Here is a 24,148-nt window from a genome sequence, read left to right as displayed (position 1 = left end):
CACCCAGTCGATCGTCGCGCGCCCGTGCTTACTTGGTTTCCGCAAACAGTTCGCGGCCTATCAGCATGCGGCGGATTTCGCTGGTCCCGGCGCCGATTTCATACAGCTTGGCATCGCGCCACAGGCGGCCGGCCGGATACTCGTTGATGTAGCCGTTGCCGCCCAGGGCCTGGATCGCTTCACCCGCCATCCAGGTCGCCTTCTCCGCACTATACAGAATGGCGCCGGCCGCATCCTTGCGCAACTGGCGCACGGCTTCCGGCGTGGTGGCGCGGTCGCAGGCCTGGCCCACGGCGTAGACATAGGCCTTGCACGCCATCATGGTCGAATACATATCGGCCAGCTTACCTTGCATCAACTGGAATTCACCGATGGCCTGGCCGAATTGCTTGCGGTCATGCACGTAAGGTACGACCAGGTCCATGCAAGCCTGCATGATGCCCAGCGGGCCGCCGGACAGCACGGTGCGCTCGAAATCGAGGCCCGACATCAGCACGTTGACGCCCTTGCCCAGGCCGCCCAGCACGTTTTCGGCCGGCACTTCGCAATCCTGGAACACCAGTTCGCCCGTGTGCGAGCCGCGCATGCCCAGCTTGTCGAGCTTTTGCGCGATGGAAAAGCCCTTGAAATTCTTTTCGATCAGGAAAGCCGTCATGCCGCGCGGACCCGCTTCCAGGTCATTTTTCGCATACACCACCAGCACGTCCGCGTCGGGGCCGTTGGTGATCCACATCTTGGTGCCGTTCAAGACCCAGCGGTCGCCCTTGAAGTCGGCGCGCAGCTTCATGCTGACGACGTCCGAGCCCGCGTTCGGTTCCGACATGGCCAGAGCGCCGATGTGTTCGCCCGTGATCAGTTTCGGCAGGTACTTGGCTTTTTGCTCGGCCGTGCCGTTGCGCTTGATCTGGTTGACGCACAGGTTCGAATGGGCGCCGTAGGACAGGCCGACGGAAGCCGAGGCGCGCGAGATCTCTTCCATGGCGATGATGTGCGCCAGGTAACCCATGCCGGCGCCGCCGTATTCTTCGCTGACGGTGATGCCGAGCAAGCCCATGTCGCCCATCTTGCGCCACAGGTCCATGGGGAACTGGTCCGTACGGTCGATTTCGGCCGCGCGCGGCGCGATTTCGGCGGCGGCAAATTGTTGGATCGCTTCGCGCAGGGAGGCGATGTCGTCGCCGTGGTCAAAGGTCAAGCCTGGGAGATGGAGCATGTCGTCCTCGTCGTCGTTATAAGTGTGGCGGTCATGGGTGCCGGGTCAGTGAAGCTATGATACTCAGTTGTGACGTTTACGTAAACGTAAAGTGAGGCGTGTAAAGCACTGTGCGTGGCAGGCGCCGCCGCATCGATTTAGTTTGTTTGCGCCTTATCAAGGTTCAAGTCCGCCAGCATGCGCGCGCACGCATCTTCATGCGCACTGATTTCCGCCAGCGCCATTTCGATATCGATGCGCTGCTGCTCCAGGGTTTGCCGGTGCTGCGCCAGCACGCCCAGGAAGCGGTCCATCTGCGCGCGCGTGTCCTTCGGCGACTCGTACATGTCGACCAGACTCTTGATCTCCGACAACGCCAGGCCCAGGCGCTTGCCGCGCAGGGTCAGTTTCAAGCGGGTACGGTCGCGCGGCGTGTAGACGCGGCTGCGTCCGCCAGCGCCTTCGCGTTTCGGGCTGAGCAAGCCCTGGTCTTCATAGAAACGGATGGCGCGCGCCGTGATGTCGAATTCCCGCGCCAGTTCGGTAATCGTATAGGTCGTCATGGATGCGGGCGGTGTCGGTTGCATGGGTGGTCGGTCACTGGATGGGTGTGGATGGGTGCTGCGAGGCAATGGTGGCAAGGTGCCGTTTACGTCAACGTCAATACTATTGTAGCGTGCCCTGCCCGTGCTGCAACAAAGAAAAGAGAGGGCGTGAACGGGAGAATTTGGCGAATCAGACAACAATTACTGAAAATAAATTGATTCTTCTTGCACAAACGCGCTTAAGATCGAGAGTTGGTGGCCAAGATGACACCAAAAAGAGCTTTCCTGGCATAACGGCGACATTCTTTTCGCTGCGATGGCAGTAAAATTTTTAGGCGCAGACTCTTTCCAATAGGCACGATCGAAAAACAACGTTTCACTATGAGCACGTTGTTCATGTCGTTTCTATATTGGAAACAAAATGGCCCTTCTGAAAACTTTGTCTACAAGAAATTGTATGACATCGGCATTGCATGTATCGGTAGAGGAGGGCATTATCCGATACCGTACGTTGTAATGCCAAACCGAGGCTTTGAATCGTGCTGCAGTGCGAAAATCAAGGCTAACCGCGAATTTGAACCGAAGCCACGCAGAATCGCAAGAGAAAATTCGGCCCACTTTTTGACCTGAAAAGCCCGGCTTGAGTGTTAATTGTTAATTGATACTCTTTTCAAATGTAACAATCTGTATGGTCATTCAAGAAACTGACTTTCATGTTACAACATGAAATAGTACACCTATGAATTCTTCTAACGAACGCGAAAGCTTCAGCCAGCGACTTCAGTTGGCTCTCAAAAACGCCCATTATTCTCCAGACAGCCCGACCAGACTGGCCCGGGAATTCAATATCCGTTTCGACGGGCGCCCGATTACCGTGCATGCAGCTAGGAAATGGTTAGTAGGTGAAGCAATTCCGACGCAAGAGAAATTGCGCATGATTGCCCAATGGTTGGGCGTTCCGGCGGAATGGTTGCGTTTTGGCGGCCCGGAAAGCGCCACGCCGAATGGCGAAGCGGGCAGCGCTTTGTCGCGTTTTGAGTCCGCTGATGTGAAATTAATTGCCGATTTGCAAAGATTAGATGAACATCATCGTCAAATCGCGCGAGAATTTATTCGCATGCTGGTACGAGTCAACTACCAAAAGTAAGCATCCAGGCCATCCCCGGCCGGCGCCGTCCGCCTTTCGCTGGCGGTGCTCCCCCTGTTCTTTTATTTGCGCAAGGTCATACTGGAGACATGATTTTGCCGCACAATAAGACCTCGCATGTTGCGCTGCAGCGGAATTATTTGACAATAATCCCGCGTGCGGCGGCGCAGCGGCCAATACCAGCGCATAATCACATCAGAAGCAGCCAGTTCATCCACTACGGAGCCGAGCATTTGAGCCGTCTTATGAAAAGTAACTACAGCAATACCGCGCAGCTGAAGGACTTGATGACCGTGCCCCCCATGACTGCCGCGCAACATGCGGAAGTGATGCGCAAACGGATCGCCCACCGCAGGATGGTTGAAGAAGCCAGGGATTTGAAGCAGGCAAGTGCCACGCAGTTCGAAAAACGCTGAACGGTGGATGCCTGACCAAAGCTACTGCGCGTCGGCATAGGCGGCCTGCGATGCTCACCGTACTAGAGTACGGTTGCGCTTCTCGACCACCTCTTCCTTCCGCTCGCTACGCTTTTGTCAGGCATCGTGACGCCAGAGTTACATCGTGACGCCAACTACAGAATAGGGGTGTCACGAGTGGACTTAAGACCATTCCACCGCGGCGCCAGGCTGTGCTCGATGCCGAGCAGGTCGATGACGCGCGCCACCGTATGGTCGACCATCTCCGCGATGCTCTGCGGGTGGTGATAAAAGCTCGGTAAGGGCGGGAAGATGATGCCGCCCATTTCGGTCACGGCCGTCATATTGCGCAGGTGCGCCAGGTTGAACGGCGTTTCGCGCACCATCAGGATCAGGCGGCGGCGTTCCTTGAGCACGACGTCGGCTGCCCGCGTGATCAAATTATCCGACAAGCCATGCGCCACGGCCGCCAGGGTCTTCATCGAGCACGGTGCGACGACCATGCCATCCGATTGAAACGAGCCGCTGGCGATAGAGGCGCCGATGTCGCGCAGCTTGTGCACCACGTGCGCCTGCGCTTCGATTTCCTTACGCCCCACGCCCGTTTCCTGGTGCAGGGTCAATACGGCCGCATCCGACAAGACCAGATGCGTTTCGACGCCGGGAGTGGCGCCCAGCAATTGCAGCAGCCGCAAGCCATACACGGCGCCCGTGGCGCCCGTGATGGCCACGACGATACGGCGCGGCCGCTGCGTTTGGCTATCAGGCATCCAGCAGGGACTTCAGTTCGCCCGATTCAAACATTTCATTCATGATATCGGAACCACCGATGAACTCGCCTTTGACATACAGCTGTGGAATGGTCGGCCAGTTCGAGTAATCCTTGATACCCTGGCGAACTTCCGGGTCATCCAGCACGTTGACTGTAGCGATGTTTTCCACGCCGCACGCTTTCAGGATCTGGATGGCGCGGCCGGAAAAGCCGCACTGGGGGAACTGGGCCGTGCCCTTCATGAACAGCACGACTGGCGTGTTCGTCACGGTTTCTTTGATCCAGGTTTGTACGTCGCTCATAGCTGCCTCTGATGGGTAAATAAATAGATGCCGTCATTTTATAAGAAAACGCCGGCACGGGTATGCGCTCAAGTCATAAATTGGGCAAGTCAGCCACGTTGACGCTTATAAGGTCTTGCCCAGGCAGGTCGATTGTGCCGCGCCCACGTATTTGCCCCAGGCAATGACGGGTGCATAGCCGTGTTTGGCATAAAACGCCACGGCGCGGACATTCGCCACGCGGGTGGACAGGTGCAGGGCCTGGTAGCCGTGCCGGCGCGCCTGCGCCTCCACATGGGCCAGCAGGGCCGCGCCCACGCCAGCGGAACCCGGGCGCGCATACATACGCTTGAGTTCGCCTATGGCGCTGTCCGCTTCGCCCAGCGGGCGCAAGGCGGCGCAGCCGAGCAGTTCTCCAGCCACATCGCGGGCCAGGTAAAAGCCGCCGCGCGGCGTTGCCGCCTCGACATCGAAGGAAGAACGGCCACTGTCGCCATTGATGCGCAGCAGCGCGTCCGACAATGCATCGAGCAGCAACTGCGCCTCCGCGCTGGCGGCGTCCACCGCCAGGATGATGAAATCATGCCTGGCGGCCATGGACTTAGCCGCGCAGCTTGGCGAACGCGGCGGCCATGCTGCCGGCCGGCTCGGGCGCGTTGCGCGATTGCGACTGGTGCTGCGCCATGCTGCGGCGGTCGTTGCGGTCGCCACGTTGCTCAGGCTTGCTGCCCGCTTGCGGCGCGCTGTCCGTCAAACGCATGGTCAGCGCGATGCGCTTGCGCTTCTCGTCGACTTCCAGCACTTTCACGCGCACGACCTGGCCAGCCTTGACCACCGTGTGCGGATCTTTCACGAACGTGTTCGACAGGGCCGAGATGTGCACGAGGCCATCCTGGTGCACGCCGATGTCGACAAAGGCGCCAAAGGCGGCCACGTTGGTGACCACGCCTTCGAGAATCATGTCCGGGCGCAAGTCGCGGATTTCTTCCACGCCTTCCTTGAAGGTGGCGGTGGTGAACTCCGGACGCGGGTCGCGGCCCGGCTTTTCCAGTTCCTTCAGGATGTCGGAAATGGTCGGCACGCCGAACGTTTCATCCGCGTACTTTGCAGGGCTCAAGGTTTTCAGCAAGGCCGTTTCGCCGATGACGGCCTTGATATCCTTTTTGATGTCCGCCAGGATCTTTTCCACCAGCGGGTACGATTCCGGGTGGACGGCCGAGGCGTCCAGCGGATTCTCACCGCCCATCACGCGCAGGAAGCCGGCCGCCTGCTCATACGTTTTATCTCCCAAGCGCGGCACGGCTTTCAAGGCTGCGCGCGAAGTGAACGCGCCCTTCATGTCGCGGTAGGTGACGATGCTTTGCGCCACGCTGGCCGACAGGCCGGACACGCGCGCCAGCAGGGGCGCCGACGCCGTATTGACGTCCACGCCGACGGCGTTCACGCAATCTTCCACGACGGCATCGAGCGAGCGGGCCAGCTGGCTTTGGCTTACGTCATGCTGGTACTGGCCCACGCCGATCGATTTCGGGTCGATTTTCACCAGTTCGGCCAGCGGGTCTTGCAGGCGGCGCGCGATCGAGACGGCACCGCGCAGCGACACATCCATGTCCGGCAATTCTTTCGAGGCGAACTCGGACGCCGAATACACCGACGCGCCCGCTTCCGAGACGACGATCTTCGTCATCTTCGCTTCCGGATGCTGCTTGATCAGGTCCTGCGCCAGTTTATCGGTCTCGCGCGAGGCCGTGCCGTTGCCGATGGAAATGAGCGACACATTGTGCTTGGCGGCCAGGCGGCCCAAGGTGTGCAGCGAACCATCCCAGTCGTTCTTCGGCTGGTGCGGGTAGATCACGGCCGTGTCGACGACTTTACCGGTGGCATCGACGACAGCGACCTTGACGCCCGTGCGCAAGCCTGGGTCCAGGCCCATGGTGGCGCGCTGGCCGGCCGGCGCGGCCAGCAGCAGCGCCTTCAGATTGGTGGCAAACACATTGATCGCATCGAGTTCCGAGCGTTCGCGCAGCGCGCCCATCAGTTCCGTTTCCAGATGCATGAAGCTTTTCACGCGCCAGGTCCAGCGCGCCGTGTCGGCCAGCCATTTGTCGGCAGGGCGGCCCTGTTGCTTGATGCCGAAGCGGGCGGCGATGCGGCCTTCGCACGGATTGTGCGGCGCATCCCATTTCGGTTTTTCCGCTTCCGTGTCCAGGCGCAGGGTGACGTCGAGGATGCCTTCGCGGCGGCCGCGCAGCAGCGCCAGCGCGCGGTGCGAAGGGACGGTCGAGATGGTTTCCGAGTAATCGAAATAATCGGCGAATTTTTCGCCTTCGTCCTGCTTGCCTTCCACCACTTTCGATTCGACGATGCCGTGTTCCTGCACGTATTCGCGCAAGGTTTGCAGCAGGGTCGCATCTTCGGCGAAACGTTCCATCAAAATCTGGCGCGCGCCGTCGAGGGCCGCCTTGGTGTCAAGCACGCCCGGGTTGTTGCCGTCGGCACTCGTAAACGCGTCGCGCAGGAACTTGCCCGCTTCTGTTTCCGGCGTCAGTTCCGGGTTCTCCAGCAAGCTGTCGGCCAGCGGCATCAGGCCCGCTTCGATGGCGATCTGCGCCTTCGTGCGGCGCTTCTGTTTGTACGGCAAATACAAATCTTCCAGGCGCGTCTTGTCTTCCGCGTGCATGACGGCGTCGAGCAACTCGGGTGTCATCTTGTTCTGTTCCGTGATCGACGCCACGATGGCGGCGCGCCGCTCTTCCAGTTCGCGCAGATAGCGCAAGCGCTCTTCCAGCAGGCGCAGCTGGATATCGTCGAGGCCGCCGGTCGCTTCCTTGCGGTAACGGGCGATGAAGGGCACGGTGGCGCCTTCGTCGAGCAGTTCGATGGCGGCGGCAACTTGCACCGGTTTGGCGGCAAGTTCAAGGGCAAGGCGTTGTTCGATAGTGGGCAGCATGGTTGTTTCCAGAGCGATCAAGCCTGGAATGATACGCAATCGGCGCGATTGCGCAATCTTGACAGCGCAAATGGACTGTGCGTTGACAAGCGGCCTAGCGCGTCGGCAGCAGCGGGCTGGCGGGCGCGGGAGCTGGCGGCCTCTGCGGCGTGACGGACTTGCCAAAGGCATTGCCCATGCGGTGTTCGAGGGCGGCGCGGTTGTACAGGCCCAGCTGGTTCGACGGGCGCTGCATGACCGCTTCCGCGCCGGACAGGGCGGGTGGCTGCCGGTTCATGGTGTTGCTATTCGGCAATAATTTTTCATTCAAGCAAGACATCGACTGCGTGCGCTGGCCACTGACTTCCACCTCCACGCAGCCCTTCTCCGGCGCGGGAGCCTTCACGACAACGGTGTGTTCGTCCGCCTGCGCGGGCAGGGCGGCGCAAGCGAATAAGCAAGCGAATAAAACAGTCAAGAACAGGCGTGCCATGGCGGCTCCCGGAACGGTGGAATCAGCGTCCAGCATAGCAAGGTCATGTGTCGCGGCGATGACACAGGCCGGGGTGCGGGCTGATGCCATGTCATGCAGTTGTCATTTTATGAAGCTACCATCTTGCCATTCTGCTTGATCTATTGCAGTCAAGACACTTCATGAGCAGGACTTTTCGTTGCGTCCCCTGGAAAATGACACTAAGCCACCGCCGCGCCGCAAAGGGCAATGCCCTGTCCGCCTGCTTGCTGATGACATTGATGACATTCATGACATTCGTGCGGCCGGCTGCGGGCGCGGACGGTGCTGACGCCGCCGCGCACGCAACCCTGCGCTTCGACTTGCCCGCCCAGCCGCTCGACGCGGCCCTGGTGGCGTTTGGCGAAGTGACCGGGTATTCCGTGCTCGTCAGCAGCCAGTTGGCGGCCGGCAGGGTGGCCTCGCCCGTGCGCGGTGACTACACGCCTGCCGAAGCGCTGCAGCGTTTGCTGGCCGGCACCCAGCTGGGCGCGCGCTTCAGCGGCAGCAATGCGTTCACCTTGCTGGCGCTGGCCGATGCACCCGTGACGCCGGCGCCCGTGCCGGCCGAAGCTGCCCCCGCCACCGCACCATTGCAAGGCTATGCGGCCGTCCTGCAGCGCTCGCTCACGCGCGCCCTGTGCCGTCTGCATCCGGACGCCTTCGGCCGCTACCGCCTGGCCTTCCAGCTGTGGCTCGACGAGCGGGGCAAGGTGCGCGCCGTGCACGTGCTCGAACCGAGCGGCGTGGAACAGCGCGACCGCGCCGTCCTGCAGCGCCTGCGCAGCCTGCTGATCGATGGCGCGCCGCCGGCCGGCTTGCCGCAGCCGCTGACGATTTTATTGACGCCGCGGCCCGATCCCGATGCCGATTGCGCGCCCTACCTCGTGGCCGGAGCGCCCTGACCATGTCGGATTTGCTGAAAGCCACTTTGCGCAAGCTGTTCCTGGAACGCTACGGACAGTTTCGCCGCCATTTGCAGCGCCGCCTGGGCTCGGAAGACCTGGCCAATGACGCGCTGCATGAAACGTATTTGCGGGTGGAGCGGATGACGGCGCCCGAGGCGATCAGCTACCCGTCCGCCTACCTGATGCGCATCGCCATCAACATTGCGGAAGATCAGCGCCGCGACAATGCGCGGCTGCTCAGCCTGCCCGATATCGACGATCTGTACGAGATGGCCGATGAGCTGGCCGACCCGGCCCGCACCTTCAGCGCGCGCGCCGAGCTCGAGGAACTGGAACGGGCCTTGCAGGAGTTGCCGAAACGCCGGCGCGCCATCGTCATCGCCGCCCGCGTCGACCAGTTGCCGCACCGCGATATCGCCGAGCGCTTCGGCATTTCCGCCCGCACCGTGGAGAAGGAATTGCGCGCGGGACTCGAACATTGCTGCGAACGCATGGGACGCGATTTCATCCAGCGCTTCGGTCCCGGCGCGGGAAAAACGTCTAAACATCATGATTGAACAAACGGAAGACGACATGGGTGTCATCCAGAAGGAAGCGCAGGCGTGGGTCGTGCGCCTGGCCTCGGGCCAGGTCAGCGAGCGCGACGCGCAAGTGTTCCGTCACTGGTGCGCGCGCAGCCGCAGGCATGCGACGGCGTTTGCCGAAGCGCGCGCCGTGTGGGGCGCCATGGTGCCGGCCGCGCGCGCCGTCAAGCGGGCGCAGGCGCCTGTCAACGTGGCGCGGCGCGCCTGGCTCGGCGGCGCCGTCGCTGCCTCGCTGGGCTTGCTGGTATTGCGCCCGCCGACGGACCTGTGGCCGGCCGTGGCGGGTCTGGCCGCCGACTATGCCACGGGCACGGGCGAGCAGCGCGAAGTGGCGCTCGATGGCGGCGTGCTGGTGCAGATGAATACGCAGACGCGGCTCGATGCGGCGCCCGTGCAGGACGGCGCCGCGTCGCTGGTGCTGCTGGCGGGCGAGGCGGAATTCCAGGCCGGCTTGCGCGGCGCGGCAAGCGTGCGCGTGCAGGCGGGCGACGGCACCGTGTCGGCCGGCAGCGCGCGTTTCAATATCCGCCTGTTCGGCCAGGAAGTGTGCGTGACGTGCCTGGCGGGCCGCTTGCGCGTGGCGCAAGCCGGCAACGATGCGGAACTGGCCGCCGGCCAGCAGCTGCGTTACCGGCCCGAGCATTTTGGCATCGCCCGCGCCGTGACCAGGGGCGACGTCAGCGCGTGGCGCCAGCGCCTGCTGGTCTTCAAACAAAGCACCCTGGCCGAGGTGGTGGACGAGGTGAACCGCTACCGTCCCGGCAAGCTGATCCTTAATGGCGACACATTGAAACACACGCGTGTGCAAGCGAGCTTTTCGCTCGACCGCCTCGACGACGTGATCGCCCTGATCCAGGACGCGTATGGCGCACGCGTGACGCGTTTGCCTGGCGGTATCGTGCTGTTTGGTTGAGCGCAAAGGCCTGGCGCCAATTATGACATTTTCATGACCTTTTGCAGTCCCGGACCTTGTTCCCTGTCAATGCTGCTGGAAGCCGCGAATCAGTGCCTGCCGCCCGCCCCGTGCGTGCCGCGCGCCGCCTCGCGATATCGGTCAGCAACGGAACATGAAAAGGGAATGTCGCCATGCAGCGAAGCAAGTCGGTCACGAAACACGCATCCTCCTCCGCCATGGCGGGCAGCCACAACGCTCGCCCGGTGCGCTTGAAACCGCTGGCGCTGGCCATCGCCATGCTGCTGCAGGCGGGGGGCGCGCAGGCGCAGCAGCCGTTCAGCGGCGCCTGGTTCGCGGGCAAGGGCGCGCAGCAGGGCACGGCCGCCGCCACGGGACGCTTGCCAAATGGCCAGCCGGCCACAGCGCTGAACAATCCTTTGCTGCAGCAGCAAAAGGCCGAAGGCAAGCTGCAGCAATCGCTGAACAATCTTTTGCTGGCCGCGCGCGGCATCGCCGCCGAACAGGCGGTGCAGGCGGCCGCGCGCCAGGCGGCGCTGGCGGCCGGTGGCGCGCCCGATGGCCTCGTCAAGGGCGGCTTGCAGGTCGACAGCAACAGCCTGACGGCGGGCTGGCTCAACGCCCAGGGCCCCGTGCAGAGCCAGGCCGATGGCAAGACCGTCGTGAAGGTCGTGCAGACGGACGACAAGGCCATCCTGAACTGGGAAAGTTTTAACGTCGGCAAGAACACCACCTTGCAGTTCGACCAGAAATCGCATTGGTCCGTGTTGAACCGCGTCAACGATCCGCTGGCGCGCCCCAGCCAGATCCAGGGCCAGATCAAGGCCGACGGCACGGTGATGATCGTCAACCGCAACGGCATCGTATTTACGGGCAGCAGCCAGGTCGATACGCGCAGCCTGGCGGCGGCCGCCATGGGCATGAGCGACAGCCAGTTCAAGAGCGGCTTGTATGGCAAGGCGCAGGGCACGGGCGCCGTGCCGACCTTCGCGAATGATTTGTTGCTGGACCAGAATACCTTTACGCATGCGGCGGCCGAGGCGGACGTCGTCGTCGCCGCCGGCGCGCGCATCGACACGCGCAAGCCGCAGACGGTAACGGAAGGCGGCGGCTACGTGCTGCTGGCCGGCCGCGCCGTCGAGAATGCGGGCGCCATCACCACGCCGAACGGCCAGACCACCCTGGCGGCCGGCGACGCCATCGTCGTGCGTCAGGGCATGGGTACGGACAAGAACCAGTATTCGAGCACGCGCGGCAATGAAGTCGAGATGCTGCGCGTGGCCGACAGCGGCGCCGGCAGCGTCGTCAACAACGGCCTGATCCAGGCGGCCACGGGCGACATCACGCTCAGCGGCAATAGCGTGCGCCAGGATGGCGTGCTGTTGTCGAGCACGACCGTCAATGGCCGCGGCACGATCCACCTGGCGGCGGCGGGCGAGAATGCCGGCGTGACCCTGGCGCGCGGCAGCGTCAGCGCCATTGTCATCGATGACAACGGCGCCACGGCGCTCGACGTGCAGCGCGATACCTTGCTGAAAGACACGGGCAAGGGTACGGACACGCCGCAGGACCGGCGCGACCAGTCGCTGGTGCGCATCGTTTCCGCCGGCAACATCGAGTTCGAAGGCGATTCGCTGACCCTGGCCACGGGTGGCCAGGTGCTGGCCGATGCGGCCCGCCGCAGCCACGTGGCGCGCGGCGCCGCCATCGACGTCTCCGGCGCCGTCGGCGTGAAGGTCGACATGAGCAGCAACAATGTGCTGATCAACGTGCAGGGCAACGAACAGCGCGACGCACCGGGCAGCCGCGACGCCAAATACCTGAACAACAGCGACGTGTGGGTCGACCGCCGCGACCTGGTGCTGGTGCCGGCCGGCACCAACGGCTACGCCACGGACCGCTGGTACACGGCGGGCGGCTTGCTGGAAGTGAGCGGCTACCTCAATACCAGCGGCCACGGCATCGGCGAATGGGCGGCCCAGGGCGGCACCGTCGGCTTTGGCGGCGGCGAAGTGGTGACGCAGGCCGGTTCGCGCATCAACATCGCCGGCGGTTCGCTGGACGTGCAGACGGGCATGGTCAAGCAGACGTGGCTGAAGGGCGCCGATGGCGCGATGTACAAGCTCAGCACGGCCCCTGGCGACAATCTGTACACGGGCTTGTACCGCGGCTATGAAAGCACGCATGCGCGCTGGGGTGCCAACACGACGGAAACCCATGCGAATGCCTTGATCGGTCCGCGCGAGCGCCTGGAAAACGGCTATACGGTGGGCCGCGATGCGGGCCGCCTGATCGTTTCCACGGGCGCTGCCGTGCTCGAAGGCGATATCGACACGTCCGTGTTCCAGGGCGAGCGCCAGCAGCGCAAGCGCGATGACGGCGTCGATAGCTACAAGCAGGCGCAGACGTCGGCCGCGCGCGCCGGTCAATTGATCGTCGGCAAAATGACGCCCGTCTTCGATACGAAGGCGGGCCAGCTGCGCGACAGCCCGCAAGCCGTGCTGGAAAACGTCGAGATCGGCAAGGTGGCACCCGTCGCCGATGGCCAGCTGCTCAGTGAAGCCTTGCCGGCCGCGCGCAGCAAGACCTTGCAGCTCGATGCCGACTGGCTCAATGGGCTGGAACTGGGCGCCCTGAATATCTACGCCTACGACAAGCTCGACGTCAACGCGGACGTGCGCGTGGCCGATGGCGGCGACATTGCCCTGCACGCCACCGACGTGGCCATCAAGGCGAACGTGAGCGCGCGCAGCGGCAGCATCGCCGCCGGTGACATCATCTCGCGCTACCTGGCGAACGCGGGCGCCGTGTGGGTGGAAGGGACCGTGTTGCCGGAAGGGCGCGCCGCGGGCTCAGCCGGCGTGCGCGTGGCGCCGGGCGTGCGTCTCGATACGCGGGGCCTGTGGAGCAACCTGGAACTGGACCCGGGAGCGGTCGCCGGCCTGCCGTACGTGAATGGCGGCAAGGTCACATTGAAGAGTTCGGGCGGCATCGAGCTGGCCGGCGGCAGCGTCATCGACGTTTCGTCGGGCGCTGCTTTGATGAGCAATGGCAGCCTGCAGGGCGGGCGCGGCGGCGACATCGCCCTGGCCGTCGACTTGCCACGTGAAAAAACGCCGACGGGCGCCTTGCTCAAGCTTGACGGCGAGTTGCGCGGCCATGGCGTGAAGGGCGGCGGACGCCTGACGATCGACAGCGGCACGGCCGTCAGCATCGGCGGCAAGCTGCAGGACGGCGACGTGCTGCCAGGAGGAAGCAGCGCCCCCGTCGGCTTGCGCCTGGCCGATGAATTTTTGATTGCCAAGGGCGAGAAGATTCCCTTCGATTTCGCGCTCAGCACCAGCGTGATCAAGCCGGGCCAGACCTTGAGCATGCCCGTGACGGTGGACGTGTCGGCGCAGAAACCGTTGGTGCTGGGGAGTGATTTGCTGGTGCCGCCGGGCGCGAGCTTCTTCATCGACGGCACGACGTATGTCTGGAGTGGTTCCATCGTTCCCGCAGGCAGCGTGGTGACGGCCATCAATGGCCTCGCTACAGGCTTCGAGGTTTCGGCGGCGGCTTTTCCGAATGGCTTGCCCATCGTGCCGATAACGACCCAGTATGCGGCCGGCAGCATCGCCGCCGACGACGTGCGCGCGCCACGCGGCGTGCTGCTGCCGACCGGCACCATGCTAGGCCGTGACGTTGCCGTCCAGCCCATGCTGGCGCTGGACGCCAGCCTGTTCCAGAGCGGCTTTGCCGACTACGCCGTCACGGGCCGCGACGGCGTCGTGGTGGTCAAGGATGCGCGGATCGATGTGAAGATGCCCGTGCTGCGCTTCAATCCCGCCACCGGCCACACGGTGGCGAGTGGCACCGATCCGGCTGCCGCGCTGGAAGTGTGGACGCCGGAGCTGTACCAGGAAGATGCGCGCAAGGGCCGCTTGACTCAGCGCGCCGGCGCCGACCTGACGCTGACGGCCGGCAGCCCGTACGTGAAGGGCGCCCTGGCCGTGGCGCAAGGCGCCGTCGTCACGGTCGATCCGGGCCGCCAGATCAGCATAACGAGCAATGGCCAGGTCAGTATCGACGGCCGACTCGACGCCTGGGGCGGCAAGATCGCCATCCTGCCCGGCACGTTGGGTACGGGCAGCGATGCCGATGTGCCGAACGGCAAGGGACAAGCCACGTCGATCTGGATCGGCGAACACGCGGTGCTTGACGTCGCCGGCCGCGCCACCGTCGCCACCGATATGCGCGGCGGCCGCTATGGCCGTGCCGACAAGGGCGGCAGCATCGAAATCGGCGCCCGCTACAAGGCCGATGCGGCCAGCGTCGACGCGGCCGACGCCTTTGTCGTCGTGCGTCCGGGCGCGCTGCTCGACGCCAGCGGCGCGCAAGCCACGCTGGACTTGCCGAACCAGGGCGCCGTCAACGTGGCCGGCAGCGGCGGCTTGATTTCGCTCAGTTCGTACAACGGCATCTTTGCCGACGGCACGCTGCGCGCGGTGGCCGGTGGCGCCGGGGCGGCCGGCGGCACCCTGGCGATGGCGCTCGACACGCCCAATTACGGCCAGGTGAACCGCCAGACGCTGGAAGGCGATAGCGTCGACAATGCGGTGCGAGTACCGCGCGAATTCGTGCTGGCGCAAGTGCAGGGCGACAGCGTCTTGCCGGTTGATTTGCGCGCCGGCCAGCAGGATGAGGCCTTGCGCTACGGCAGTGCGCGCCTGGGCGCCGACCGTGTGAAGGCCGGTGGCTTCGATAACCTGGCCATGCATGTGAACGGCATGCTCAGCGTCGATGGCGACGTCAGCCTGGCGCTGGGCCAGAGCCTGCGCCTGAGCGCCAGTTCGCTGGGGCTGGCGCAGCAGCCGCCGCAGACGCCGCCGCCCGATGCGGACGGCCAGGACAAGGTGCCTAGCCTTGCCAGCCAGGTGCGCCTGGCGGCGCCGTATGTGCGCCTGGGAACGGCCGCGCGCGCGCAGAAAGACAATTACATCGTGCCCAATGCCGTGAAGGGCTCGAAAAACTCGGGCAAGGGGCGCGGCATGCTGGGCGTGCCGCTGGTGGCCGACGGCTCGCTGCTGCAGATCGATGCGGGCATGCTCGATCTCGCGGGCGAGGTCAACATGGGTACGCGCGGCGAGATCGTGCAGAGCAGCGGCACGCCGCTGGCCGTCGAACGCGATGCCTTCGAACAGCTGACCCTGAACAGCCGCGGCGACTTGCGCATGTCGAACAACGCCGCCCTGTACCAGCCGGGCAACGCGACCCTGGTCGCCGCGCAAATCTACCCGGCCACGGGCGACAGCGGCATGGTCACGGTGGGCCAGAGCAGCCGGGTCGATGAATACGGCAATATCCGCGTCACGCTCGATCCGCTGCGCACGCTCACTGTTGAGCGCAGCGCCGGCAGCGCCACGCCGAACCAGCCGTTTTCCGTGTTCGGCAGCCTGAGCCTGATTGCACCCACCATCAATCAGCATGGCGTGCTGCGCGCGCCGCTGGGCCAGATCACCCTGGGGGCCGAAGGCTTTGAAGCCAATACGGGCCATGTCAATCTGTTGCCGGGCAGCCTGACGTCCGTCAGCGCGAAAAGCTTGACGATGCCGTACGGCGGCACGCTCGATGGCCTCAGCTACCTGTATGACGGCAACGACGTCGTCTTCAAGGGCGTGGGCAACGGTCCCGAGATCGCCTTGGTCGGCGCCGCCGTCGACGTGCAAGCCGGCGCCGTGCTCGACCTGTCGGGCGGCGGCACCTTGACGGGCGCGGCCTTCCTGGCCGGACGGGGCGGCTCCACCGATGCGCGCCTCAATCCGCTGGTGCAGATGAAGCCGAATGGCGGCTTTACCTTGCCCGGCCTGAATACCAACCCCGTGTACGCCATCATTCCCGGCGTGCAGCCGGACGTGGCGCCGTTGACGGCCGAGCAGGGCGCGGGCAAGCCGGCCGTGGGACGCCAGATCACCATCGCCGCGGGCGTGCCCGGCCTGGCGGCCGGTACCTACACCTTGCTGCCATCGAATTTCGCTTTGCTGCCGGGCGCCTTCCGCGTGGAGCTGAATGGCCTGGCCGGCGCCGTCGAGGCGGGCGGCATGGTGGCCATGCGCAATGGTTCGTATGCGACGGCGGCGCAGACGGGCATCGCCGGCACGGCCATCCGCGACGCCGTGCCGAGCCAGGCCATCCTGACGCCGGCCGACGTGCTGCGTACCTACTCGCAATACAATGAAACGGGCTATGCCGCCTTTGCCGTGGCGCAAGCCACGCGCGACGGCGTGCCGCGCGCCACGCTGGAACGCGACGCCAAGGGCGTGCGGGTGCAACTGATCGCCCCGTCCCTGCACAGCGTCGAAAATAACCACACGCCATTGATGATGGATGGCAGCGCCCTGTACACGCCGGCCGAGGGCGGCTTTGGCGGCTCGCTGCTGCTGGGCACGGGCGGCCATGCGGGTACCCGCTATCAAGTGCTGGCCGACGGTACGGCAGCGCAGGCGGAATTCGATGGCGTCTCCGTGCACGCTTCGCAGATCAACGCCTTCGGCGCCCAGCGCCTGGGTATCGGCGGCTTGCCGCGCGTCACCTACAGCGATTTCGCCACGGGTACCAATCAGCGCGCCAATATCGCCGCCATCAACGAATCGGCGGGCGGCATCGTGCTGCGCGACGGTGCCGTGCTGAAGGCGGCCGAAGTGTTCCTGGTGACCACGAAAACCGACGACGGCATCTTCCTCGAGCAAGGTTCCGGCATCAATACGCTGGGCCGCGGCAAGGCGGCCTGGGATTCGCGCGACGGCTTTGTGTACCAGCCCATGGGCAGCGTGCTGGCCGTCTCGAACGGCTGGCTGGACATGCTGCCGGCCGTGCGCACGCCGTCCGATTCGGGTGGCCCCGGCATCATCGACATCGGCACGTGCGCCAAGGCGGGCGGCGCCTGCACGGGCACCACCTCGCTGTATTCGGAAGGCACCATCGCCGCCGTCACGGAGCGCGCGTTTACCCTGCGCGACAACGTGCGCTACGGCACGCGCAATCTGGTGCTGGGGATGGGTTCGATCAATATCGGCAGCGCAGCCTCGCTGGCCGATGCCAGCGCCCGCGGCGCCCTGCCGGACGGCTTGGCGCTGAACCAGGACGTGCTCGACCGCCTGCTGCGCGGCGATACGAGCACGGGCGCACCGGCACTGGAAAGCCTGGGCTTGACGGCGCGCAATTCCTTCAACTTCTACGATTCGTCGCAGCTGTCGACCATCGATGCGGCGACGGGCAAGTCGTCGCTGTCGCGCCTGGTGCTCAACACGCCCGCCATCTACGGCTATGGCGGCACGGACGCGCTGGCGCGCATCCACACGGACACCCTCGTGTGGCAGGGCGCGACGAATGCGCCCGGCGCCGTCGTTGCCAACGGCCCCGGCACGGGCAGCGGCCGCTTGCAGATCGACGCCAAGCGCATCGAGTTCGGCTTCACGCCGGACAGCCGTCCCGACACCATCCACAACCTCGACCGTTTGATACTGGGCTTCGGCCAGGTGGCGCTCAATGCCAGCGAGCAGCTGACCGCCAACAACAAGGGCAGCCTGTCCGTCTACCAGTCGCAAAGCGCGTGGGATACGGCCACCAATGGCTACCGCTACAGCGGCGGCGATCTGCTGATCAACACGCCGCTGCTGACGGGCGCGGCCGGTTCCGTCAACCGCATCACGGCGGGCGGCGACCTCAAGGTGAGCGCGCCGGCCGGCGCTACCCCCGCCACACCGACGAACGCGGCGCTGGCCGGCGCCCTGGGCGCCGAAGTGGCGCTGAACGGCAATAGTGTCAGCGTGGATACATCCGTGGTTCTGCCAAGCGGAAAACTGACCCTGTCGGCCGAGCGCGATGTGCTGCTGGGCGACAAGGCCAAGCTGGACCTGGCGGGCCGCAAGATCGATTTCTACGACACCAGCAAGTACAGCTGGGGCGGCGACGTGATCCTCGACAGCCGCGCAGGCGACGTGCGCCAGGCGGGCGCTTCCGTGATCGACCTGTCGGCCGTGAACAACCGCGCCGGCAAGCTGAGCGTGATCGCCACGGGCGACGCGGCCGGTACTGCCGACTTGCGCGGCAGCTTGCTGGGCGGCGCCAGCGGCCATTATGACGCAGGCGGCACCCTGGTGCCGTACGCGGCCGGCGGCGTGGAGGTGCGCGCCCAGCAGATCGGCGACTTCGCCGGCCTGAACCAGCGCCTGAACACGGGCAAGGTATTCGGCAGCCGCAGCTTCCAGCTCAAGCAGGGCAATTTGACCATCGGCGACGAGGTCAAGGCGCGCGAAGTGAGCGTCTCCGTCGATGGCGGCAGCTTGACCGTGAGCGGCCGCATCGACGCCAGCGGCGAGCAGGTGGGCAGCATCCGTCTGGCCGGGCGCGATGGCGTCACCATCCAATCGGGCGCCGTGCTCGACGCGCATGGCACGGTGCTGCGCACGGACAGCTACGGGCAAGCGATCGAGGCGCCGAACCGCGCCGTCATCGAACTGGCCGCGCCTGGTGGACGCCTGAGCCTGGAAAATGGCGCGCGGTTCGACTTGCGCAGCGGAGACAAGGGCGGCAACTACGGCAGCATCGACCTGAACGCGCGGCGCCTCGGTGGCGCCACGGGCGACGATGTCGACATCGATGCGGCTGGCGCGCTGAACATCGCCGGCGCGCGCACCATCAACGTCAACGCTTTCTGGCAATACAAGGATGCCCCGGCCGGTACCGGCAAGGATGCGGACGGCCGCAGCTACCAGGGCATCAACCAGGCCTATCTGGACGAGAAACACGGGGACAGCCAGCTCTTCATGGCCCACGCGCTGGCCAACGGCAACTTGATGGACAGCAAATTGCGCGGCTTGCGCGGCGATGCCAACGCTTTCCACCTGCGCCCTGGCGTCGAGATCGTCAGCGCCACGCCGGGCGGCGACTTGCACATCGATGGCGACATCGACCTGTCCGGCCACCGCTACGACGGCGTCAATCCGCTGGCGCGCCTGAGCGGCGTGTACGGCTCGGGCGAGGCGGGCGCGCTGGTCGTGCGCGCTGGCGGCAAGCTCAGCGTCTTTGGCAGTATCACGGATGGCTTCGATACCCGCACCTTGCCCGTCACGTCGGACGACAAGGGCTGGCAACTGGTGAAGGGCCGCCTGCCATGGGGTGGCGAGGTCGTTGTGCCGCAAGCGGGTCTGGTGACCCTGGCCGAAGACACGTATTTCCAATCGGGCACGAGCGTCAATTTCGCCGTGCCGATGAAGGCCATGCAGCTGCGCGGCGGCACCTTGCTGGCGGCGCGCGCCACCCTGACGGCGGAGTTGAACCTGCCTGCCGGTAGTGTGCTGGGCGGCGCCGTGCGCGATGCCGCCGGCAAGGTGCTGTACGCGGCCGGCACGGTCTTGCCGAAGGCGCTGGCCTTATCGAGCGGCATGCAGCTCGATCCCGGCCTGCGCCTGCCCGGCGCGGCCAGCGTGGCGGCCATGCTGTGGCCGGCGAATGTGGCTTTGCCTTTCCCCGAAGGCAAGCCGCGGGACACGGGCGATAGCGTCAATCCCGTCAACGGCGTGGTGCTGGCGGCGGCGCTGGCGCTGGACAAGGGCAGCGTGCTGCCGGCCGGCACGCTGGTCAAGCTGCCTGGCGACGCGACCATGGTGGCGCTGCGCGCCGAGGATGGCGCGGGCCGCCAGGGCCGCAACCTGGCGCTGGCGCCCATGCTGGCCCAGGGTTCGCAAGCGTGGTCGCTGCGCCTGGTGGGCGGCGCCGATACGGCCGCCGCCGATACGCGCGCGCTGCGCCCGCATGCGAAGGACGCCCATCTGATGCTGGCCGATACGCATTACGGCATGGAGGAACGGACGTCGGTCAAGCCGGGCACGGGCTTGCCAGGCACCTATATTTTCAACGAGTACGCCACCATGTTGGGGTTCCCGGAAGGCGAGGTCGATATCACAATGTGGTTTGGTACCGAAGCGAACATGCTGGAGAGTTATGCGGATCTGGTGACCAAGATTGCCGACGGCACGCCGCCCGAAATGGTGACCAAGGATGAGCCGGCGCGCCAGCTTCTGTTCAGCGTGCTGCGCACGGGCATGGGCGACCTCGATTTGCTCGCCGCCGGCGATTTCGACATGCGTTCGCTGTATGGCGTCTACACGGCGGGCACGCAGTCGGCCTCGCCGCTGGTCGATGGCAAGGATCTGTTCAACCTGCCGCGCGGCCTGAACGCCAAGGGCAAGCTGCTCGGCGCGCTGGGCGACGACAAGTTGACGCGTTTCGTCGATGGCGGCAGCGAGAGCCTGTACCGCGCCTGGTATCCCGAGCACGGCGGCAACCTGCTGCTGCGCGCCCAGGGCGACGTCAAGGGCGACACCGTGGGCACCGCCCTGCAGCGCCGCGAGGATGCCATCGGCACCCTGAGCGCGCAGCAGGACACCAGCGACATCGGCGCCTGGTTGTGGCGCCAGGGCAGCGGCAGCACGGGGGCGGGCGTGCCGACGGCATGGTGGATCAATTTCGGCACCTATGTCGCGCGTCCCGAAGGCGGCGACCTGTTTGCGGGTCTGCCGGTCGTGTCGGGCTTTACGGGCATCGGCACCCTCGGCGGCGGCAATGTGCTGCTGCAGGCGGGCGGCAACGCCGGCATGCTGACCTCGCGCGCCGATCCGGGCGGCGTGTTCGCGCCGCGCAGCCAGGGCCTGAACGTGGCCGTGGGCAGCACGGGCAGGGTGACGCCGGACGGCAAGCTGCTGCTGACGGGCGGTGGCGACCTCGATATCCGCATCGGCGGCGGGCTCAACCCTGTCGCCGAGGTGCGCAGCTTCGATGCCAACAGCGATGCCCCGAATGCCGACACGCGCTTCGAGCGCCAGTATCCGACACTCAACAGCACCTTCACCAATCTGCGCGGCGCGCTGCGCATGGAGGCGGGCGCCGTGGGCGGCGTAGAACTGCGCTTCGACCGCGCCGATCCGAAGGAATCGCGGCCGTATGAAACCTATGCGGCGGGCACGGCCATTGCCAGCGGCGGGCCCATCCTCGTGCCGGGCGACAGCGGCGTGCGCATCGATGCGCGCGGCGATCTGGTGCTGGGCGGTACGGCCGATGCGGGCCGCGTCAAGCAGTTGGGCAATGGTTCGCCGTTCAACTACCAGGGCGTCGAGCGCCAAGGCGAGGGCTGGAGCTGGTTCTCGCTGTGGACGCCGGCCACCACCATCGACCTGTTCAGCGCGGGCGGCAATCTGACGCCGACGTCCGCCTGGATACAATCGGACATGGGCGATAACCACGCGCCAACGGATGCACGTTTCGTCATGCCATCCGTGTTGCGCGCCGTGGCCGCCAGCGGCAGCCTGTATTACGGCAATGCCAGCCTGGGCAGGCTGGGCGAGGGCGGCAAGGTCGACATGCCGCAAAACGGCATTATCCTGGCGCCGTCGCCGGTGGCGCCGCAATTTGTCAAGACGGGCACGGGCCAGCTGGAAATGCTGGCGGCCGACTCCATCCATGCGGCCGGCTATCCGATCACCGCATCGGGCGCCGATCCGCGCCTGTTGCCAAGTCCATTCAACCCGGGCTTCGTCGGCGCCCTGGACCCGGTCTGGTTCGGCCTGCTGCCCTTGCATAACGTCAGCGCCAACGGGCTGGCGCCCGGCGCGCTGAAATGGTTCGGTTCGTCGTCGAATGGCGCCAGCGATGCCTCGCAGCAACTGTATCCGCTGTTCAGCATGACGGCGCCGACGGTGTCGGACTACGTGCCGGTGGGTCAGCAGCCCGCGCATTTCTATGCCAACAGCGGCGACATCGTTGGCTTGCGCACGGGCGGCATCGTGTACCGGGGAACACTGAAGGGCGAAACGGGCCCGCTGGGCGTGTGGTACGAAGGCGGCGGCGCCGTGGCCGTGCGGGCCGGACGCGACATCGTCAATTCCGGCACGCCGCTCGGCAGCGTCGAAGGCGTGCCGGAAGGCGCGGCCGGATGGACCAGCCAGGGCTTCGTCGGCCGGCCCGATTTTCCGGACAAGCCGGTCATCTCCGGCGCCTCGTCCACGCGCGGCAACCTGTTCGTGCACCGCCATGCCGACGACGTCTCCGTCGTCAGCGCCGGACGCGACATCCGCTACAGCACTTTCTATGTGGCGGGACCGGGCCAGCTGAACGTGAGCGCCGGGCGCGACCTGTACATGGCCGACAAGGCGGAATTGCGCAGCCTCGGCGCCATCGTCAACACGGGCCCCGGCGAGCGCGGCAATGGCGCCGGCATCAGCGTGGCGGCCGGCGTGGGCCGCAATGGTCCCGACTATGCGGCTTTCGCGGCGCGCTACCTGGACCCGGCCAAGCTGGCCGATCCGGCCAAGCCGCTGGCCGACCAGGCCGGCAGCGCCGTGTACGTCTACGGCGGCAAGCTGACCCTGGCCGACTGGCTGCGCGGCCAGTTCGCCTACAGCGGCGACGAGGCGGGCGCGTCCGCCTTCCTCGGCACGAAGCAGGCGGAACTGGAAAAGGCCGGCCAGGCATCGGGCGCCGTGCGGCGCGACCTGGCGCGCGAGTATGCGCAGGTCAGCCAGCTGCACCTGGTGAACTGGCTGACGACGCGCTTTGGCGGCGACAGCGGCCTGGGCATCCGCTACGACCCGGCCACCGATGCGCGCAGCTTCTTTGCCGCCTTGCCGAAGGAACAGCAGCAGGTCTACCTGAGCAATGTCTACTTTGCCGAACTGAAGGCGGCCGGGCGCGAGTACAACGATCCGGACGGCATGCGCCGCGGCAGCTACCTGCGCGGCCGCGAAGCCATCGCCACCCTGTTCCCGGCGCAGGACAAGGCGGGCCAGAAGATCGAGTACAAGGGCGACCTGACGATGTTCAGCAGCGCGCTGTACACGGTCAACGACTATGACGGCGTTTATACGAAGCGGCCGGTGGCGGGCGTGCGCTACCTGAGTCCGCAGGAGTGGGCCGAAGCGGGCCGTCCGACGGTCAACGTGCCGCACGTGATCGTCAACGACGCGGGCATCCATACGGATGTCGGCGGCGATATCGGCATCACGGTGCCGGGCGGACGGGCGCTGATCGGCGTCGATGGCGGCTATGCGCCGGGCGAAGGCTCGGGCGTGCTGACGCAGGGCGCGGGCGAGATCCAGATGTATGCGAAGGACAGCATCCTGCTGGGCCAGAGCCGCATCTTTACCACCTTCGGCGGCAACATCCTGGCCTGGTCGGCAACGGGCGACATCAATGCGGGCCGTGGCACCAAGTCCACCGTCGTCTACACACCGCAGCGCCGCACCTACGACAGCATCGGCCTCGTCAGCCTGTCGCCGAGCACGCCGGCCACGGGCGCCGGCATCGCCACCCTGAACCCGATCCCGGAGGTGCCGCCCGGCGACATCGACCTGATCGCCCCGCTGGGCAGCATCGACGCGGGCGAGGCGGGTATCCGCGTCTCGGGCAACGTCAACCTGGCGGCCTTGCAGGTGATCAATGCGGAAAACGTCCAGGTGCAGGGCAAGTCGGCGGGCCTGCCCGTGATCGCTACCGTGAACGTGGGCGCGCTCAGCAATGCCAGCGCGGCCGCCACGCAAGCCGTCACGGCGGCGCAAGACGTGCTGCAACGCGAACGGGCCGCCACGCGCCAGGCGCTGCCGTCGCTGTTCACGGTGAAGGTACTGGGCTTTGGCAACGAGCAGGCGGACGACGCCGGTGTTGGCAAGGGCAACGGCGGCGAGCCGCAGGCGTCCAGCTACCAGCCGGCCGGCGTGGTGCAGGTGCTGGGCGCGGGACCGTTGACGGCGCCGCAGCTGCAGGCGCTCACGCCGAATGAGCGGCGCGGCTTGCAGCCTTGAGCGGAGTTTTATGAACATTTGATGACATTCGGCAGTCGCCGCGCGCGGCGGCTGTCTAGGCATCAGTAGATCAGCATTAACAGAAAAAACGCCGGCCCAGCGCCGCAACACAGGG

13 protein-coding genes are annotated in these 24,148 nt (G+C 65.6%); 6 read left to right on the top strand and 7 right to left on the bottom strand.

Annotated features, from left to right (window positions below; all coding sequences use genetic code 11):
• Positions 1-28 precede the first annotated feature (28 nt).
• Positions 29-1,213, bottom strand: a complete 1,185-nt coding sequence (locus tag OPV09_RS00730; protein ID WP_034753750.1) for an isovaleryl-CoA dehydrogenase — start codon at positions 1,211-1,213, stop codon at positions 29-31.
• A gap of 137 nt (positions 1,214-1,350) precedes the next feature.
• Positions 1,351-1,755, bottom strand: coding sequence for a MerR family transcriptional regulator (locus OPV09_RS00725; protein ID WP_034753754.1), 405 nt, complete (start codon positions 1,753-1,755; stop codon positions 1,351-1,353).
• Positions 1,756-2,476: 721 nt separating this feature from the next.
• Between OPV09_RS00725 and OPV09_RS00720 the strand changes: the two genes are divergently transcribed.
• Complete coding sequence (locus OPV09_RS00720) at positions 2,477-2,884, top strand: hypothetical protein (protein ID WP_034753756.1); 408 nt, start codon at positions 2,477-2,479, stop codon at positions 2,882-2,884.
• 89 nt (positions 2,885-2,973) lie between these two features.
• On the top strand, positions 2,974-3,300 hold the full coding sequence (locus OPV09_RS00715; RefSeq protein WP_046683172.1) for a hypothetical protein: 327 nt from the start codon (positions 2,974-2,976) through the stop codon (positions 3,298-3,300).
• A 155-nt stretch (positions 3,301-3,455) separates the two neighbouring features.
• On the opposite strand, the gene OPV09_RS00710 is transcribed toward OPV09_RS00715, so the two are convergent.
• From OPV09_RS00710 to OPV09_RS00690, 5 genes are all read right to left on the bottom strand, one after another.
• Positions 3,456-4,070, bottom strand: coding sequence for a UbiX family flavin prenyltransferase (locus tag OPV09_RS00710; RefSeq protein ID WP_338680165.1), 615 nt, complete (start codon positions 4,068-4,070; stop codon positions 3,456-3,458).
• Positions 4,063-4,374: a Grx4 family monothiol glutaredoxin gene (gene grxD, locus OPV09_RS00705; RefSeq protein WP_034753766.1), complete on the bottom strand. Its 312-nt coding sequence runs from the start codon at positions 4,372-4,374 to the stop codon at positions 4,063-4,065. Before grxD ends, OPV09_RS00710 begins: the two co-directional genes overlap by 8 nt.
• A gap of 105 nt (positions 4,375-4,479) precedes the next feature.
• A complete protein-coding gene (locus OPV09_RS00700) occupies positions 4,480-4,950 on the bottom strand; it encodes a GNAT family N-acetyltransferase (RefSeq protein WP_338680163.1) in 471 nt (156 codons plus the stop codon).
• A 4-nt stretch (positions 4,951-4,954) separates the two neighbouring features.
• Positions 4,955-7,303 (bottom strand): Tex family protein, encoded by a 2,349-nt coding sequence (locus OPV09_RS00695; protein WP_338680162.1) that lies wholly within the window; start codon positions 7,301-7,303, stop codon positions 4,955-4,957.
• A gap of 94 nt (positions 7,304-7,397) precedes the next feature.
• On the bottom strand, positions 7,398-7,775 hold the full coding sequence (locus OPV09_RS00690; protein ID WP_331778957.1) for a hypothetical protein: 378 nt from the start codon (positions 7,773-7,775) through the stop codon (positions 7,398-7,400).
• Between the two features lie 260 nt (positions 7,776-8,035).
• Here OPV09_RS00690 and OPV09_RS00685 point away from each other — a divergent pair, with 260 nt between their 5' ends.
• The 4 genes from OPV09_RS00685 (at position 8,036) to OPV09_RS00670 (ending at position 24,033) form a co-directional block, all read left to right on the top strand.
• Positions 8,036-8,698 (top strand): secretin and TonB N-terminal domain-containing protein, encoded by a 663-nt coding sequence (locus tag OPV09_RS00685; protein WP_338680160.1) that lies wholly within the window; start codon positions 8,036-8,038, stop codon positions 8,696-8,698.
• Positions 8,699-8,700: 2 nt separating this feature from the next.
• Positions 8,701-9,258: an RNA polymerase sigma factor gene (locus tag OPV09_RS00680; protein ID WP_034753775.1), complete on the top strand. Its 558-nt coding sequence runs from the start codon at positions 8,701-8,703 to the stop codon at positions 9,256-9,258.
• Positions 9,251-10,198 carry a FecR family protein gene (locus OPV09_RS00675; protein WP_338680159.1) on the top strand — a complete coding sequence of 316 codons (948 nt, stop codon included), beginning with the start codon at positions 9,251-9,253 and terminating at the stop codon, positions 10,196-10,198. The genes OPV09_RS00680 and OPV09_RS00675 overlap by 8 nt, the downstream gene beginning before the upstream one ends.
• Before the next feature lie 173 nt (positions 10,199-10,371).
• Complete coding sequence (locus OPV09_RS00670; protein WP_338680158.1) at positions 10,372-24,033, top strand: filamentous haemagglutinin family protein; 13,662 nt, start codon at positions 10,372-10,374, stop codon at positions 24,031-24,033.
• The last annotated feature ends 115 nt before the right edge of the window (positions 24,034-24,148 follow it).

The sequence above is a fragment of the Janthinobacterium sp. TB1-E2 genome, from assembly GCF_036885605.1.
Taxonomy (GTDB): domain Bacteria; phylum Pseudomonadota; class Gammaproteobacteria; order Burkholderiales; family Burkholderiaceae_D; genus Janthinobacterium; species Janthinobacterium aestuarii.
This window is presented reverse-complemented; position numbering and strand designations above follow the sequence as displayed.

Excerpts from the sequence above, each read along its gene's own strand:
- grxD (WP_034753766.1), bottom strand. The coding sequence starts at position 4,374 with ATGAGCGACGTACAAACCTGGATCAAAGAAACCGTGACGAACACGCCA.
- OPV09_RS00695 (WP_338680162.1), bottom strand. The coding sequence starts at position 7,303 with ATGCTGCCCACTATCGAACAACGCCTTGCCCTTGAACTTGCCGCCAAA.
- OPV09_RS00700 (WP_338680163.1), bottom strand. The coding sequence starts at position 4,950 with ATGGCCGCCAGGCATGATTTCATCATCCTGGCGGTGGACGCCGCCAGC.
- OPV09_RS00675 (WP_338680159.1), top strand. The coding sequence starts at position 9,251 with ATGATTGAACAAACGGAAGACGACATGGGTGTCATCCAGAAGGAAGCG.
- OPV09_RS00715 (WP_046683172.1), top strand. The coding sequence starts at position 2,974 with ATGATTTTGCCGCACAATAAGACCTCGCATGTTGCGCTGCAGCGGAAT.
- OPV09_RS00685 (WP_338680160.1), top strand. The coding sequence starts at position 8,036 with ATGACATTCATGACATTCGTGCGGCCGGCTGCGGGCGCGGACGGTGCT.
- OPV09_RS00730 (WP_034753750.1), bottom strand. The coding sequence starts at position 1,213 with ATGCTCCATCTCCCAGGCTTGACCTTTGACCACGGCGACGACATCGCC.
- OPV09_RS00725 (WP_034753754.1), bottom strand. The coding sequence starts at position 1,755 with ATGACGACCTATACGATTACCGAACTGGCGCGGGAATTCGACATCACG.
- OPV09_RS00670 (WP_338680158.1), top strand. The coding sequence starts at position 10,372 with ATGCAGCGAAGCAAGTCGGTCACGAAACACGCATCCTCCTCCGCCATG.
- OPV09_RS00680 (WP_034753775.1), top strand. The coding sequence starts at position 8,701 with ATGTCGGATTTGCTGAAAGCCACTTTGCGCAAGCTGTTCCTGGAACGC.
- OPV09_RS00720 (WP_034753756.1), top strand. The coding sequence starts at position 2,477 with ATGAATTCTTCTAACGAACGCGAAAGCTTCAGCCAGCGACTTCAGTTG.
- OPV09_RS00710 (WP_338680165.1), bottom strand. The coding sequence starts at position 4,070 with ATGCCTGATAGCCAAACGCAGCGGCCGCGCCGTATCGTCGTGGCCATC.
- OPV09_RS00690 (WP_331778957.1), bottom strand. The coding sequence starts at position 7,775 with ATGGCACGCCTGTTCTTGACTGTTTTATTCGCTTGCTTATTCGCTTGC.